We start from the raw sequence: 14194 nt of genomic DNA, 5'->3' as shown, positions 1-14194 counted from the left end.
TACTAGAAGAAAGTAGTCAATTCAGCCGAAATATTGCGTTTTTTGGAGTAATTCGACAGCTTCAACGCCGTTATAACCGGCCGGAACGGAGTTGATTTGTTTGTGGTAGCGTAGCGTTAAACCACAAACGAAGCAACGCAGTGGAGGTCCAGCCAGCTTGCTGGCGATGGTTAATAACCTTGTTAGTAGCTATGTCCACAGCGCCCACCTAATATGGATAAGACGTAATAACATTTTTGTTTCTTCTTCGTAGCCATCATCATCTGGAATATCTCTTTCCTTGTATGATTGCCACCAAACATATAGCTCTTCTATTTCACTCTTTGCCGCACGATGTTTTTCATCTGCTTCCCAGTCAGTATGACCGCTCAACAATTCTTCCTTATTTATACAATCACTTAGTAGTTGGAAACAAGCATGTAACATAATGGAGTCTTTATCTCGCCACCCGTCATCAAGCGTTTCTATTTTCAAAATATTTCCAGGATCCATGGGCTTCCTTTGGCTACTAACGCTGCTATAAGCAGCCGTAATGGAGGTGATTGTTTTGTGCTAGCGTAAGCGGCCAGCACGAAATCAAGCACCGGAATGGAGGTCTGCTTGATAGCTTGGTTATGTGTTGCCCCATATGATTAACGGAATACTTGGAGCAATGACTATTAAAGTAATTACGACCAGAGACAACATATAAGCGCCAATGGCAGGAAAAAACCTATAAACCACAAAAAAGTAGTAGGCCAAACCCAAGGGAGCAAAAACTGCAGTTAATGTTTTAGCACCAAAGGGAATTGGCAACGCCTTACAACTAGAGTTAGCGCCGCACCATTCATATACAAGCACGTTGTATGCGACGAAATATCCTACTCCAAGAAAAACAGTGATGTAGGGATTTAAGCCGTCTAACCCGGCAATTACTCCAAATACAAAATTCAGAGAAAAGAGCCCTATTACAATTTTTATAGGTGCATTCATTTCTAGTTACACATAACGCCGTGGGAACCTGCGTTGCATACTGCGCGACTTTTTTTAATAAAATGGCACAGCCATTACAAATAGGCGCGCAGTATGCAACGTCAGGTTGGCCACTTGGTTATGTGTTACTGCCATGCTCTCAATTCTTTTAAATGCTCAAGTGCAAGAGGCTCTTCAACAGGCAACCATGCTACGGTAAAACCGCCAAGCGCATTCACATAGTTTGACTGCCAAGCCTCCTCTCTCTCTTCTTCTGTTTCGATTTTTCTCGACTCCAAATAATATACTTTTTCACCTTCTACAGCTGCCGAAAACTTTCTCATTTCGACTTTTAAGTCCAATAGCGCATCAGGACGAAATGAAAAATTATGCTCGCCTGGAGATAGCACAACTTTCACAAACCCTGGGCTTCCGATACATCCGCGCTCTTCTTCATCTACCGTCACGATAGTACACGCTGTAGAACCAAATTCCTTCTCAGAGATATAAAAATAGATTATTGCGCTGTCCTTTCCTGGCTCTTCGTGCATAGAGAATAAAGCGCCCTTAGAAGGTCCAGAAGTACACCCTGCACAAATAATAAAAATCAAAAACACATAAATATTTCTCACACTTTACTCCTATCATTTTTCTCACACATAACGCCAGTAACAGGCGCAAATATTGTGTTGTGGAGTTTGTGTAAAATGGGCGGAGCCCTTACACAAACGGAGCGACGCAATATTTGTCGCTTGCCTACTTTTGTTATGCATTGCGAAGGCCCACCCAATATGCCACTTTATTGTACCCATCATTTTCAACCACTTGAGGGTGCGCGGAATATTTAAGCATTGCCTCCTTAACTATTTCCTTGCCAAAAGTTTTAACGCAAGGAAGAACCAGAAACTTGTTAGAACTAGGGTTTGGTTCCAACATTGAGGCTAAAACCAAGTCTTGCAATAGTGATTTGGGTATGGGGTTTACCTTGCTCATTACTTTTGCAACAAACCACTTTTTGCGCTTATCTTGAAGTGCGGCTGTAAACCACGCAAGTTTCTCTGGATTATCGCGAGGGAAGTTACTCGCAACAGCCCTAGTAATTTCATTTATTCTGTGATGAGCCGAATTTTTATCTTCTGCATCAATAGCTTCACTATATTCTTCCGCAAGTTCATCTAGGTTCATAATTTAGTTTTGCATAACGCCCTGCAGCAGCCGGAACGTAGGTCATGCTGGCTGAGTTTGTTATGCATATTTAGCTAGACATCACCATATTTACGCCTATTAGTACGACCAAGCCAGCAGTTACAACTAGCGAATATTTGTACAACCTTAGGAAGGTCATTTCACCAGTCAAATCATTTCCGAAAAGAAACTTCATTGCGCCCATGGCAATACCAAAAGAATCCCCACCACTTCTTCTTGCCTTATCGAGAAAGCCAGCGTACTTGATTATTCCAATAAGCAGTAAAAGTATCGCATAAACAAAAAGTGATAATAGCAATAACGGGAATATGATTCTTATAAGAAGTTCAATGACCATATTTTTACTTTATGCATAACGCCGCTAGAAGCAGCCGCAGTGTAGGTGTTTAAATATATGCCAGCGTAGCGACCGGCATAAATTTATACACCGAAACGTAGGTCTGCTTGCTAGCTTTGTTAGAACGTTCATATACGTAAAACCACCTGCCTTGCCGCCGCGCCTTTTGTAGTAACGAACGTGACCGTATTAAGCCTGGAGTTATAGGTAGCAATCGGTGACTCTGCAGGCATTTGTGTATAGTGGATAAAAAAGTCACTGGAATTGTCAAACTGACCACTAATAATTAGCTTGTATGTAATATCTGCGATATCGTCATCTGTTGCCTTCACAATATCCTCGCAGCTTACAAATATTTCGCCTCCATTCTCAGAGATTACGTCGACTTTATCACACGCTAATGCATTGGAGGCTAGAAGAAATATCGCCACTAGAATTCTCATTTTCACATTCCTTCTAACGCCACAATAACCGAGCGGAGCGTTGCGTGGTAAAGTGAGCGAAGCGAACCACGCAATGCGGAGTCCGGTTGATTGTTTTGTTAGCCATTTTTCATTAACGCCAATTTAGAACCAAAGAAAATAAATACAACACCAGTTATTGAATTTAGCCATCGTTTAAACCATGCATTGTTTGTAGCATTTTTGATACGCAATAACATCAACACCATTATAGAAAACCAAAAAAAGTTGGCTATAGAGTGTATTGTTACTAACGCATATGCATTTATGACACTCTCGTTCACAGATATGAATTGCGGAAAAGCAGCCAAATAGAACATTGATACTTTGGGGTTAAGCGTGTTTGTTAAAAACCCCTCTGAAAATGCGGTTAGAACTGAAACTGGTTTAACATTTCTTTGATCCAGATCAGGTAGTTTAGCACTGCTAACTTTGAAAGCGCTTACAAGTGCTTTAATACCGATCCAGATTAAATAAGCTGCACCTAACATTTTAAAAACAAAGAATGCTTTAGCCGAATTAACCAGAAGGATAGAAATACCAAATATTGATAGTGTACCATGCACATAAAAGGCAGCAACGAACCCCAAGATATTAGCGAAGCCCGCTTTTTGTCCCGACAATGGAACTGTTTTAGCGATGAGGAAGCCGTTAGGACCAGGCGAAGCAACCAACAAAGTCGCTACAGCTATAAAAGTTATGATGTTATTTATATCCATTTAATTCTTCTTCGATAAAGGTAAAGACTCAGCTTACGGCTAACGCCGCCAGCAACTGCCGGAGTGAACTGGCTGCTTTTTTGCATTTTTTTTGCAAAAAAGAAGACAGTTTATGGAGGTCAGATTGACTGGCCTTGTTATACGTATTTGCAAGCTGGCGTTACCTTTGTAGTAAAACTGAAAACAGTATTTGTTAAATGTAGGTAATAATCACCCACACTCTCACTGAACTCCAAAACTAGGTCAGTGAATTTATCTATGCCTACCTGATCTTCATCGTCGATGACTTCTTTGTCGAACTTTACTACGTCCATAAATATCAGCTTATGTGAAGGCTCCCAGTCTTCTGGGCCTTGGTTAAACAAAACTTCTAGCGTAGAAGAAGCTCTGTCAAAGTTAACAGCATCGACGTATTCTGTAGGCTGAATCTCTAAATCTTTTATGATGCTCATAATTTAGTTCGTATAACGCTTGTAGCACCTGCATAAATTACGGCGTGAGTTTTTGTGTATACTTGAGCGCAGCGAAATCACAAAAAGGCGCGCCGTAATTTGTGTCAGGTGGCTGCACTGGTTATGTTTACCGTACAAGCTGAACAAGAATAACTCCCAATGAAATCGCCAAAAGCTTACTAAGCAGTACAGTGACAAACAAATCCAAAAATGAGGACTTAGTTGCATACCACAGTAGAAAATAGAACACCACAACAGACAACAGTGTACCAATACCCGGAAGTAAAGAGATTACCGAAGATGTAGCAACTATTAATAGAGCACCTTTAAAATAGAGCTCCATTTTAAAAAAACGAAACGCAAGCCACAAGCAGCTTCCGCTTACAATAAAATCTATTCCAAACGAAAAAACCCAGTACATTATGCTCGAAATCAACGAATTCGAAAAATATCTTTCTACCTGCAACCAAATAACAAGATAGGCCAACAATCCACTGACAATCCATATACCGATATTCTTTGCTTCTATTTTTTCTTCCATAACTCGCTTATACATAACGTCTTTGTCAGTTGCGTTTTGGTTGTAGTGGATTTTTGCGCAAAAATGGCCGCAGGCCATGCGCAAAAAAGGAGCGTAGACCAAAACGTCAACTGGACAAATTTGTTATGTGGCCGATGTAAATTAAATTTATTTTTCATTAGTCGCCTGAGCAATCAATAATCGCATTTTTTGTACAAAAGGCGGTGCACCCTGACTGTAGTTCGAAAGAACTATAGCTATATATCCTTGATCAAGGAATACATCCAGATTGGTACTTATCCCATCAAAAGCCCCGTCGTGACCCACTATACGGTGGTTTTTTTCTCCGAATACCCGAAAGCCATAACCATAGTTCACCGCGTTTAATTCAGAGTTAATGACAAAAAGCTGCTCAGTAAATTTCTTTCCGAGTAGCCTGTTGTTGATTAACGCTAAAGTAAATTTATACAAATCTTCTGCAGTTGAATATCCCCCACCAGCCGGCCCCCCTTTGACAGACAGTAGAAATCTGTTGTTTTTCCATCCATCTCTGAAATAATAACCCGTAGCGAGATTGGAAGTGGGCTGATCCATATCGAAGCTGCCGGAGTTTGCCATTCCAGCAGGCATATATATGTGCTTGCGGATGTAGTCGAAATAGTCTTCTCCACTCACATTTTCAATCACCAACCCGAGTAAAAACATTCCAGTATTGCTGTAAGAGTATGCAGCTCCCGGTTCAAACTTTAATGTTTCATCTTTAATTAGGATTTTATAATCATCAAGATCCCTGAAAGAATCTTTAGCAGAAGCTTCATAAGTATTATTTAAGAAGCTGCCCAAGCCTGACGTGTGACTTAGTAAATGCTTTATTTGTATTTTTTGACTGATTTCCGGCGAAAGCCAGCTTTCATCTATAAATTTATTGAGCTGATCGTCAAGATGTAATTTACCTACCTCAACCAATCGCATGATTGCAACAGCGGTAAACATCTTGCTCATGGAGGCTAGATTAAATTTAGTCTTTGTATTGTTCGGCACGTCGAATCTTTTATCGGCTAGGCCAGCAGCTCCAGTAAAAATAACCCTATCTCCCTTTGCTAAAAGAACGGTACCGGAAAACACGTTTTTTTTGGCAGCGCGTTTCAAATAGGATTTAAGTTCCTTCTTTAATTTCCCTTGGGAAATATTTTTCGATACGTCAGGTATGCCAGAAAGGCTTGCAGGCCTCATTTGGATTCCGGCTATTTTCTCTGGCTTGTCAGCACTGAACCACACGATAAACTCGCTCCACGCTTCCGTCCGTTCAGATTTGACCAACGCTGACCACCTGATGAAACCCCTCTTGTCATCAATACGGGAAATCGATTCAATACCGAGACCACCATTTTGATCGTGCAAATGAAAGGTATGATTTAAATGGTTGTCTAGCGGAAACGCTTCCAAAAAGCGGCGGTAGTAATTATCTGAAATATACTGCTTTGTCTTATTTTTATTATTTTCGTTAATTGTGGAAATGAACTCTCTCACTACGCTTGTTGATATCGAGTGTGCAGTTCCTTCTGCATTCGCGAGAAGTGGAACTGCTGAAATCAATATCACAACAATTCTAATCCAAAATCTCATTCAATTCTCCGTTTTGTACATAACGCCCTGCAGCAGCGGACGGAGTGGAGGCGTTTGATTTTGCGGTAGCGTAGCGGCCACCGCGAAAACAAACGCCGGAACGGAGGTCCGCTGGCTGAGCTGGTTAGAATTTAAACCACCCAAAACAGCACCCCAAAACCATATATTATAAGCGGAGCTATTACAGGCCCTCTTGTTGGCCCAAACATAATTTTTTGCCCTGCTATCTCTTCTTGCTTAACTGACCTAAAAGGAGACAAGTAAAGCACCAACATGAATAGTAACAATAACGCGAGCGAAAACAGCAAATAATAAATGACCGAATACTTGCCTAAAAATACCACAAAAAAAGCTACTGAAATTAAAGGCAAAACAACAGACCACAAAACCTGTGCTCCTAATTTAGGCTCCACGGATGCACCACAGTATGGGCAGACTACCCACCCAATCAGAAAAGGTAATATTCTCCTTTTTTCAATCTCTCCGTAGTTACAACTTGTGCATTTCATGATTTTAAATTCTAACGCCGCTGTCACGGGGCAACTAGGCGAAGTTGTAATTTATGTTAACGTAGCGGCAGCGTAGTGCATAAATTGCAAAACGTAGCCTAGCTGCCCCGTGCACAGCCTTGTTAGAGGCTTTTAGATGATCCAAGGATCGCCCCCGCTAATTGAAATTTTCATTGTTTCAAATTGTTCGGAATTATCACAAAGATGAATAGATAAACCACTCTCTAGGGTAATAATAATTGCCTCTGCATTCTGAGTCCGTACAGATTCAACCGGTACATTCATGATTTCGTAGAAAACGCAGTCTGGCCATTTTCCAGCTTCCCACGCTCCAATCTCTACTTTATTTTTAAACAAGCCAATTTTGGATTCAAGGGCGAAGTCAACTTCACCAAAAGAAAACTGGATGTCAAATTGTCCAACTCTGATTTGAGTACACTCAGAGCCTGCCATTACATCAAGATTTAACTCTTTCGGTATTCCGTACATATGACCTCTAACGCTAAGGTAGCCTGCGTTGCATATGGAGCTGTTTTTTGTGCAAGAATGTAGCGAAGCGAAATGCACAAAAAGCGGCGGAGTATGCAGCGTCAGGGTGACCGACTGGTTATGCGACGGCAGTAAGTACCACAACAAAACCACGTTTTATTTTAGCTTGCCAATGGCAGCAGGAAAGAACACACAACCCCACCAACAAACTCCATATTACGAAAGTGGTGGCTAAATGCGAAGTGCTATTTACCACCACCTATAAAACTACTATTTGGCACCAGGAAAGAAACTGGTGAGATACAAAAAATCCACTTACATTAACGCCGAGAGACGCTCTACAACGTGCCGTAAATCAAGCACATGACTCATTTTATTTATTTTCGAACCGCGCTCATAACATTTGTATATCGCGCCCCAGGCGTCATATTTCGGGGCGCGCATATTTTTTATTTGGAAACCCGAAAACTACGCTCAAACCCCCGCCACGTCAAGCTTTCCGCCAAGTGGCGCCTAAATCCCAAAAGGGCAAATGGTCCCAATGGCCTCATATCACCGAATTCCATCAACCCGTGTAACCCTTTGAATTCATTATAAAAACAGGCCATTTTTACAACAGCGTCAGATATACGAGGAAAAAATCGACTATTTTTTTGCCCGCCGCGATTTATCCTGTGTTTTCAACACTTTTGAACGACAAGGCACTCAATTCATCTAGGAAGTACGCCCTTACGCTATTCATCAAAGTCACCCAGCCGCAAAACGACGCCATTTCGTCAACAGCCGATAATCAATATTGAGTAATCTAACGGCGATGTTGAAGAGGGGTTCGACAAGGCGCTGTGTGTGTGTTTTATCTTTCTACCAAGTTCAACCTTTGAGCGAATGCAGCGGTATTTCGCCACGCCTAAAATAGAGAGGGCCTATAAAAAGTACGCCACCTAAAAGACCGAAAAATATTGGTGTACATGCCTAGATAAACAGACTGCTCCACACAACACCTAAGCCATAAAAAAGTGCGACCGAAAAAAAAGCCACGCATAGCGTGGCTTTTTTGTATAAGTAACCTACACGGTTTACTCAGGAATCTTCCTCAAATGAAATTTCTGGCAATCCGTTCCAAACCACTGCGTCTGACCAATATTGGTAGCTACAGACAATGTGCAATTGGCCAAATCCAACGTGTGATTGCTTTCTCGGTTGGAAATTTTCACAACACCATCTTCCAGTAATTCGAATCGCCATTGGGCGTAGGGGCTTTCGCAGGTTCCCGCTTCGACGTTGGTGCCGGGTACAATGGTGCGATTGGTGATGGTCATGCACTGGTCGCCGGCTTTAATATTAAAGAAGCCTTCCTCTATGGATGCGAATTGCCATTACTGGCATTCGCTTCTGCTCCAGCCAGCTTGGCCTACATTGGCAACGTTTTTTCCGCAGTTTTCGGCCTGAAGTACACGACCACTTTGAACGCTTGAAATCGCTACTTTATCGGCCGGTTGTACACGGAGTTCGTTGCGCTACGTTTATCCGTAATTGGCCGTACTGTCGCATGCCGATAACAGTTCACCACTGCCCGCATTGATAAAGCGAGTCAAACCTGGAAGTGAAGTAGCTACCTGCCATTTTTGGTAATCATTGTTAACCCAAGCCGACTGCACGGCTTTTTGGTTTTGCGTAACACTTTTACCGTTACCCATAAACTGGCCACTGCCGGCATTTTCAAGACGGTATTTAACATCGTCGGTGTGGTCGATTACCCAGCGCGCGATTCAGCTTCACAACTGGCTTGTACAACCTTATCGCCATCGGTGACTAAACATTGCTGGGTTTTCGGGTTCACAATATGCATGTGTGCGCCCTGTACTTTGGTAACTATCGAGCCGTCGTCACCGGAAGGAAAATTGTAGCTTCGCCTTCGGATGTCATCACAATGCGCTTCATGGTGCCGTCGGGGTTGTAGTTGTCATATCGTTACTAATTAAGGCTTTGGCTAGGGCATCTTTAATCGGGCCGGTTGGGCTGGCTGAAACCGCTACATTTACGGCAAAGCCATTAATGGCGACGTGGCGTACGGTGGTATAAAAAAAATTTACCGTTTTTTCAACGGTATGGGCCGCCCAAGCACCGCCTTTTGCCCATTTAAAATCGGTCGCTTTCATGTGTGAACCGTGATCTGTCCAGTTCACCATATCGTCTGAAGAAAACACCAATCACTTGTGCATTTCGTAAAACTTGCGGTTGTCTTTGGCTTCATCGTGCCCGGCGTAAAGGTAAACACGACCATCGTGCACCATGGCGACCGGGTCGGCGGTTAGCACATGGGTAATGGCTGGGTTTTCTGCCTGAACAGCGGCACTTGTTAGTGCCGCGGCGAACAAACCGCCTGCAAGTAATTTTTTAATCATCTCTAGCCTCAACTTACTTTTATTTTTGAATACTGAACCTAAAGCTCATACGCGACTGGTAGGCATCGTCTGGCCGCAAAATGGTAGACGGAAATTGATTCTGGTTGGGTGAATCTGGAAAGTGTTGCGGTTCTAAGCAAAAAGCACCGTGCTTAGTGTAGCGCTGCCCGCCCTTGCCTTCTAAGGTGCCATCCAGAAAGTTACCGGAATACAGTTGAACACCGGGCTCGGTGGTAAACACTTCCAATACACGCCCCGATTGAGGTTCAACCACAGTTGCCGCCAGCTCGAAACTTTTGGATGCTTTTTTGTCGATGATGAAATTGTGATCATAACCGCCGCCAACAACCTGTAACTGGTCGTTATCGCGTTCAATGTCACGCCCTATAGCTTTGGCCGTGCGAAAATCAAAGGCACTGTATTGCACGCTTTCTTTCAAACCAAACGGAATCAGAGTTTCATTTACCGGTAAGTATTGCTCGGCATTTATGTGTAACTCATGGGCTAACACATCGCCGCTACCGGCTAGGTTAAAATAGCTATGCTGGGTAAGGTTTACCGGCGTTGCTTGGTCTGTTGTTGCACGATAAGAGGTGATCAGCTCGTTGTCATCGGTTAGCCAATACACCACCGTGATATCCAGGTTACCCGGAAAGCCGCCCTCACCATCGGGGCTTAGATAATTCAATACCAGCGCCTGCGCACCGTCCATTTCGCGCACATTTGCATCCCACACCACTTTATCGAAACCTTTATGGCCTCCGTGTAAACAGTTGCTGTTATCGTTTTGTTCGAGCGCGTAAGTTTTGCCGTCTAACTCAAAACACGCATCGGCAATACGATTGCCGAAACGACCAATAAGTGCACCGAAATAGGGGGAGTCGGTTTCATAAGGGGTAACACTGTCAAACCCTAACACCACGTCGTCCAGCTTGCCGTTTTTATCTGGTACGTGTAGCGCAACAATAATGCCACCAAAGTTGGTGATTTTGGCGCACATACCTTGCTTGTTCGTAAGTGTGTATAAATTCACCTGCGTGCCGTCGGTAAGACAGCCAAAGGATTCTTTGTTAATAACTGCGTTCATATCAACGTCCAATTAAAGATTAGTCTGCTTCATTTTGGCGGAAATCGGGCTGCCCTTTATTTCTTTGTAGAGGCGCGCGTGGGAAACCATTAGGTCGGTAACACCATCTTCCGCTACCGCAAAAGAATTATGCTCTAGGCCAAATCGTTTTAACTTTCCGTGAGTAAAAAATACCGGCTCAGGCGATTTATGCCAAGTCTTAGCGTTCATTATATCGTTGTTTTTATCTGCCCAGAGTAAGCCCATTCCACAGTGGTGATCGGTTGCACTGGCCGAATAGGTCACAAATAGTTTGCCATTCCACTGAATCACCGAAGGCCCTTCATTCACCTTGTAACCAATAGTTTCCCAGGGTAATGCTGGTTCACTGAGCACAGTAATCGGTAATTTGATTTTGGTGAGTGTTTCCAGCTCGGCTAACAGCAGCGCCGAATTATACGTTTACTTGGGCTTATAGCCATCGGCTTCGTCCCACAACAGGTAACGCTTCCGTTGATAGGTAAAGGGCTGGTAACTAGCGCAAAGCTGTCCCAAGGAGTTTTAATCTGCCCTTCTTCTAGCCACTCGCCCGCCATTAGGTTGGTATGGCCATTGGACAGCGCGAACATGCGAATAAGCCACGGCTTCTCACTGTCCCCGGCGGCGTAATAGATGACCCATAGGCCTTCAATATAGTGAATTTCCGGGGCCGGATGTTAGCGACTTGAGGAACGCTATCGTGTTTACGCCAAATAACCGTGGGCTTTGTCTCGGCGAGACCAGTAATCGTTTTCAACCGGCGCAGCTCAATACGACCGAACTCCGGAGCCGTAGCAATGAAATAAAACCAGCCATCCGTATGGCGGTAAATCATCGGATCTGCCCATTGTTTGATCAACGGGCTAGAATAATCGCCCTGAGAGAAAACCGACGCCGATATCAGGCCGAGGGCGAAAACCAGTGCTAACTTACTGAAATAAATAGAAATATTTGTCATACCGTACCTTTGTTAGCCTGACCTATGGCGGCTATTTGCTAAATATTACTCCAGTAGCACTTGAGCGAAGAAAGAATATTATTATAATACATAATATATTTCAGCAAAAAGCCGCCGCAAACACACAATTTAGGGTTACTGCCTTTATGTTATTTAACAAGCGCAATACAACGCACTTGCGCCGGTCTTCACGGTTTTCGTCTGTCGCCTGCTTGCTGTTTATAAGCCTAACGGGCGCCTCCTAAAGCTAGGAGAAGCAAATTGATGTGCACGACCCGGTGATGACCAAACCTGGCAACCGCTACTACACGTTTAGTACAGGTAGAGGAATAACGATTTACAGGTCGCTCGATATCCTCAGCTGGAGACACGAGGGCAAGGTATTCGACACCCAACCCAAATGGGCAAAAGCGGTGGCTCCCGGCTTTAATGGCCACCTGTGGGCACCGGATATTGTTCAAAAAGGCGGGAAATTCCTGCTCTACTACTCCGTTTCAGCTTTTGGTAAGAACACCTCTGGTATGGCGTTGCGATCAATAAAACCCTGGATACCAGCTCCCCCGATTACCGCTGGGAAGATCAGGGGCTAATTGTTCAGTCAATGCCCGAGCGCGACTGGTGGAACGCCATAGACCCAGCAGTGGTTGCCGACAAAAAAGGCGACGGCTGGATGGCATTCGGGTCTTTTTGGGGTGGCCTAAAATGGTCAAGCTGGACAAAAACTGCCGAACCACAAGAGTGGTACAGCATTGCTAAACGACAGATTCAATTGGACGAAAACGGCAACGATTTTCCCCAACAAATTGAAGCGCCGTTTATTCACCAAAAACTACCACTATCACTTCACTTCCGGCTGAAATTCACTCCTCAACCGAACACCATAAATACCACACTCTGCACTACCCTCTGCAGATTTGAACTTCAATTAAAACTTACTCTTGGCAATGGACACGCGAACTTTTTCCGTTAACGGGTAATCTACGGTATAAAAAATATCGCCATGACCTTCAACTAAAGTTACTTCGGCCAGCTCGATGGCATTAATTAAAATACTGAAGATACGCCCGTAAACTAAGCCATAGTACGTTAAGCGTAAAATATTTTTTCGGCTTTCTTATCGTTCATTTGGTAGCTAAACCAACCGTTACCCGCATGACGCCAGTGCCGACCCTTATACACACCGGCTTCTGTGTTGTCACCCTTAAAGAAGTGATCGGCTTCTGGCTGCTGTTCACTCGGCGCTGCTTTGTCTTCCGTTGCCTGCTGCAATGTCATAAAGGCTTTTTCATGAGCAGCTTGTGTGGCTTTTTTCTCTGCCAAATCTAGCTTATTGTATTAGGGCCAATAAAGCACATAGGCGCTATCAGGCGCACGAAAGAAAGGCTCCAACACCAATTCGCCGGTATTGCTTTGCAGGACGATATCGTTGGCCGTAAAAGCAAGATCGTTACCCGGCAGGCGTACTGTTTTATCGGGCATTTTCTCTAGCTCGACGTGCATTTTGCCAGGACACTAAAAATCAATACAATTCATTTAAAACCTGTATGGCTGAAGTCATGAAAAATGACGCAAGAAACCTTAGTACAGAAGAACAGCATTTAGTTCGCAAGATAACCGTGCAGCGAGTACATGATGGTGAAACAACGGCCGAAGTGACACGCAGTTGGTCTTGGAAGCCGAACAATTTTCACTTGGCTATGTTTGGCGCGCGAAAAAGGGATTGAAGCTCTGGCTCCCAATGCACGCACTGGACGCTATCCGATCTTGAAGAGCAAGAAATAAAAAGGTAGACAATTGGCAGAGACCATCGACAGCATGATTTTGGTTTGTGGACACGCAAAACTGTTGCTGATTTAATTCTTGAAAGATTTGACGTTACCCTAAGCACTTCCGGTGTGGGAAAATTCTGCATCGATTGGACTTGACGCCACAAAAACCGCTACGTAGAGCGTATGAGTCAGACGAGAAAGCGGTGCAAGAATGGGTTGACGACGTCTACCCTAAAGTTAGGGCATACGCAAAAAGTAAAGGGGCTGAGATATTTTGGTTGAATGAAGCTACTATTCGTTCTAATGACTCTTTACAGCGTACTTGGAGTGAAACAGGGAAGACGCCCGTCGTCACAACAAGCGGTCAAAGGCAAACAATTAGTGTGATCTCAACGCTATCGAATAAAAGCGGCTTTTGGAATTACGTTTTTGACGGAAAATTTAATACCGATAAATGTATTGAATGCTTAAAGAATTTTCAAAAATCCCGTCACCACCCGGTCATACTCCTCGTTGATGGGCATGCTGTACATAAATCAAAGAAGGTCACGGACTATCTTCAAACACTTAAAGGAAAAATTGAAATGGTATTTCTGCCACCGTATGCACTTGATTTAAATACAGATGAACAAGCATGGAATCAGATGAGAAATATCGGCACATAAAAAAAGCCACTCAAGAAAAGAG

General features: G+C 43.6%; 23 protein-coding genes and 2 pseudogenes. 4 read left to right on the top strand and 21 right to left on the bottom strand.

Features of this window, described 5'->3' with window-relative positions; translation table 11 throughout:
* Positions 1-189: 189 nt before the first annotated feature.
* The 19 genes and pseudogenes from H5336_RS13560 to H5336_RS13470 form a co-directional block, all read right to left on the bottom strand.
* Complete coding sequence (locus tag H5336_RS13560) at positions 190-492, bottom strand: hypothetical protein (protein WP_185234811.1); 303 nt, start codon at positions 490-492, stop codon at positions 190-192.
* A 120-nt stretch (positions 493-612) separates the two neighbouring features.
* The gene (locus H5336_RS13555) at positions 613-972 is read right to left on the bottom strand and encodes a hypothetical protein (RefSeq protein ID WP_185234810.1); all 360 of its coding nucleotides are present in this window, start codon (positions 970-972) and stop codon (positions 613-615) included.
* Positions 973-1097: 125 nt separating this feature from the next.
* A complete protein-coding gene (locus H5336_RS13550) occupies positions 1098-1583 on the bottom strand; it encodes a hypothetical protein (protein WP_185234809.1) in 486 nt (161 codons plus the stop codon).
* Between the two features lie 133 nt (positions 1584-1716).
* Positions 1717-2136 (bottom strand): hypothetical protein, encoded by a 420-nt coding sequence (locus tag H5336_RS13545; protein ID WP_085159484.1) that lies wholly within the window; start codon positions 2134-2136, stop codon positions 1717-1719.
* A 70-nt stretch (positions 2137-2206) separates the two neighbouring features.
* The gene (locus H5336_RS13540) at positions 2207-2494 is read right to left on the bottom strand and encodes a hypothetical protein (RefSeq protein ID WP_185234808.1); all 288 of its coding nucleotides are present in this window, start codon (positions 2492-2494) and stop codon (positions 2207-2209) included.
* A gap of 128 nt (positions 2495-2622) precedes the next feature.
* Positions 2623-2937, bottom strand: coding sequence for a hypothetical protein (locus tag H5336_RS13535; protein ID WP_085159470.1), 315 nt, complete (start codon positions 2935-2937; stop codon positions 2623-2625).
* A 98-nt stretch (positions 2938-3035) separates the two neighbouring features.
* Positions 3036-3674 (bottom strand): LysE family translocator, encoded by a 639-nt coding sequence (locus H5336_RS13530; protein ID WP_185234807.1) that lies wholly within the window; start codon positions 3672-3674, stop codon positions 3036-3038.
* A gap of 137 nt (positions 3675-3811) precedes the next feature.
* Entirely contained in the window at positions 3812-4126 is a 315-nt protein-coding gene (locus H5336_RS13525; protein WP_185234806.1) for a hypothetical protein, read from the bottom strand.
* Between the two features lie 127 nt (positions 4127-4253).
* Positions 4254-4769, bottom strand: a complete 516-nt coding sequence (locus H5336_RS13520; protein WP_185234805.1) for a hypothetical protein — start codon at positions 4767-4769, stop codon at positions 4254-4256.
* A 45-nt stretch (positions 4770-4814) separates the two neighbouring features.
* Positions 4815-6272, bottom strand: a complete 1458-nt coding sequence (locus H5336_RS13515) for a serine hydrolase domain-containing protein (RefSeq protein WP_185234804.1) — start codon at positions 6270-6272, stop codon at positions 4815-4817.
* A gap of 131 nt (positions 6273-6403) precedes the next feature.
* On the bottom strand, positions 6404-6685 hold the full coding sequence (locus tag H5336_RS13510; RefSeq protein ID WP_185234803.1) for a hypothetical protein: 282 nt from the start codon (positions 6683-6685) through the stop codon (positions 6404-6406).
* A 228-nt stretch (positions 6686-6913) separates the two neighbouring features.
* Entirely contained in the window at positions 6914-7270 is a 357-nt protein-coding gene (locus H5336_RS13505; RefSeq protein ID WP_185234802.1) for a hypothetical protein, read from the bottom strand.
* Between the two features lie 1076 nt (positions 7271-8346).
* Positions 8347-8634 (bottom strand): annotated as a pseudogene (locus H5336_RS13500) (RICIN domain-containing protein); the annotation flags it as partial.
* A gap of 159 nt (positions 8635-8793) precedes the next feature.
* The gene (locus H5336_RS13495; RefSeq protein ID WP_313557745.1) at positions 8794-9024 is read right to left on the bottom strand and encodes an RICIN domain-containing protein; all 231 of its coding nucleotides are present in this window, start codon (positions 9022-9024) and stop codon (positions 8794-8796) included.
* A 183-nt stretch (positions 9025-9207) separates the two neighbouring features.
* Positions 9208-9477, bottom strand: coding sequence for a glycoside hydrolase family protein (locus H5336_RS13490; RefSeq protein WP_185234800.1), 270 nt, complete (start codon positions 9475-9477; stop codon positions 9208-9210).
* A gap of 3 nt (positions 9478-9480) precedes the next feature.
* Positions 9481-9675: a hypothetical protein gene (locus H5336_RS13485; RefSeq protein ID WP_185234799.1), complete on the bottom strand. Its 195-nt coding sequence runs from the start codon at positions 9673-9675 to the stop codon at positions 9481-9483.
* Positions 9676-9694: 19 nt separating this feature from the next.
* On the bottom strand, positions 9695-10762 hold the full coding sequence (locus H5336_RS13480; RefSeq protein ID WP_185234798.1) for an aldose epimerase family protein: 1068 nt from the start codon (positions 10760-10762) through the stop codon (positions 9695-9697).
* A gap of 12 nt (positions 10763-10774) precedes the next feature.
* Positions 10775-11185, bottom strand: a complete 411-nt coding sequence (locus H5336_RS13475) for a family 43 glycosylhydrolase (protein WP_313557742.1) — start codon at positions 11183-11185, stop codon at positions 10775-10777.
* Positions 11186-11336: 151 nt separating this feature from the next.
* Positions 11337-11738: a glycoside hydrolase family protein gene (locus H5336_RS13470; protein ID WP_185234797.1), complete on the bottom strand. Its 402-nt coding sequence runs from the start codon at positions 11736-11738 to the stop codon at positions 11337-11339.
* Positions 11739-12004: 266 nt separating this feature from the next.
* On the opposite strand from H5336_RS13470, the gene H5336_RS23030 reads away from it, so the two are divergent.
* Complete coding sequence (locus H5336_RS23030; protein ID WP_313557210.1) at positions 12005-12328, top strand: family 43 glycosylhydrolase; 324 nt, start codon at positions 12005-12007, stop codon at positions 12326-12328.
* A gap of 11 nt (positions 12329-12339) precedes the next feature.
* Positions 12340-12708, top strand: coding sequence for a glycoside hydrolase family protein (locus tag H5336_RS23025; RefSeq protein ID WP_246439094.1), 369 nt, complete (start codon positions 12340-12342; stop codon positions 12706-12708).
* A gap of 116 nt (positions 12709-12824) precedes the next feature.
* On the opposite strand, the gene H5336_RS13460 is transcribed toward H5336_RS23025, so the two are convergent.
* Both H5336_RS13460 and H5336_RS13455 read right to left on the bottom strand, forming a co-directional pair.
* Entirely contained in the window at positions 12825-13058 is a 234-nt protein-coding gene (locus H5336_RS13460; RefSeq protein WP_185234796.1) for a DUF6805 domain-containing protein, read from the bottom strand.
* A gap of 15 nt (positions 13059-13073) precedes the next feature.
* Positions 13074-13217: a DUF4986 domain-containing protein gene (locus H5336_RS13455; protein ID WP_185234795.1), complete on the bottom strand. Its 144-nt coding sequence runs from the start codon at positions 13215-13217 to the stop codon at positions 13074-13076.
* Positions 13218-13294: 77 nt separating this feature from the next.
* Here H5336_RS13455 and H5336_RS13450 point away from each other — a divergent pair, with 77 nt between their 5' ends.
* Complete coding sequence (locus H5336_RS13450) at positions 13295-13462, top strand: hypothetical protein (RefSeq protein WP_185234794.1); 168 nt, start codon at positions 13295-13297, stop codon at positions 13460-13462.
* A gap of 102 nt (positions 13463-13564) precedes the next feature.
* Positions 13565-14172: pseudogene (locus H5336_RS13440) on the top strand (IS630 family transposase).
* The last annotated feature ends 22 nt before the right edge of the window (positions 14173-14194 follow it).

Source organism: Teredinibacter franksiae (assembly GCF_014218805.1).
GTDB classification, from domain to species: Bacteria; Pseudomonadota; Gammaproteobacteria; order Pseudomonadales; family Cellvibrionaceae; genus Teredinibacter; species Teredinibacter franksiae.
The sequence above is the reverse complement of the archived record's forward strand: the minus strand, read 5'-3'. Positions and strand labels throughout refer to the sequence as shown.

Excerpts from the sequence above, each read along its gene's own strand:
- H5336_RS13560 (WP_185234811.1), bottom strand. The coding sequence starts at position 492 with ATGGATCCTGGAAATATTTTGAAAATAGAAACGCTTGATGACGGGTGG.
- H5336_RS13555 (WP_185234810.1), bottom strand. The coding sequence starts at position 972 with ATGAATGCACCTATAAAAATTGTAATAGGGCTCTTTTCTCTGAATTTT.
- H5336_RS13545 (WP_085159484.1), bottom strand. The coding sequence starts at position 2,136 with ATGAACCTAGATGAACTTGCGGAAGAATATAGTGAAGCTATTGATGCA.
- H5336_RS13540 (WP_185234808.1), bottom strand. The coding sequence starts at position 2,494 with ATGGTCATTGAACTTCTTATAAGAATCATATTCCCGTTATTGCTATTA.
- H5336_RS13535 (WP_085159470.1), bottom strand. The coding sequence starts at position 2,937 with ATGAGAATTCTAGTGGCGATATTTCTTCTAGCCTCCAATGCATTAGCG.
- H5336_RS13530 (WP_185234807.1), bottom strand. The coding sequence starts at position 3,674 with ATGGATATAAATAACATCATAACTTTTATAGCTGTAGCGACTTTGTTG.
- H5336_RS13525 (WP_185234806.1), bottom strand. The coding sequence starts at position 4,126 with ATGAGCATCATAAAAGATTTAGAGATTCAGCCTACAGAATACGTCGAT.
- H5336_RS13515 (WP_185234804.1), bottom strand. The coding sequence starts at position 6,272 with ATGAGATTTTGGATTAGAATTGTTGTGATATTGATTTCAGCAGTTCCA.
- H5336_RS13505 (WP_185234802.1), bottom strand. The coding sequence starts at position 7,270 with ATGTACGGAATACCGAAAGAGTTAAATCTTGATGTAATGGCAGGCTCT.
- H5336_RS13485 (WP_185234799.1), bottom strand. The coding sequence starts at position 9,675 with ATGATTAAAAAATTACTTGCAGGCGGTTTGTTCGCCGCGGCACTAACA.
- H5336_RS13480 (WP_185234798.1), bottom strand. The coding sequence starts at position 10,762 with ATGAACGCAGTTATTAACAAAGAATCCTTTGGCTGTCTTACCGACGGC.
- H5336_RS13470 (WP_185234797.1), bottom strand. The coding sequence starts at position 11,738 with ATGACAAATATTTCTATTTATTTCAGTAAGTTAGCACTGGTTTTCGCC.
- H5336_RS23025 (WP_246439094.1), top strand. The coding sequence starts at position 12,340 with ATGCCCGAGCGCGACTGGTGGAACGCCATAGACCCAGCAGTGGTTGCC.
- H5336_RS13455 (WP_185234795.1), bottom strand. The coding sequence starts at position 13,217 with ATGCCCGATAAAACAGTACGCCTGCCGGGTAACGATCTTGCTTTTACG.
- H5336_RS13450 (WP_185234794.1), top strand. The coding sequence starts at position 13,295 with ATGAAAAATGACGCAAGAAACCTTAGTACAGAAGAACAGCATTTAGTT.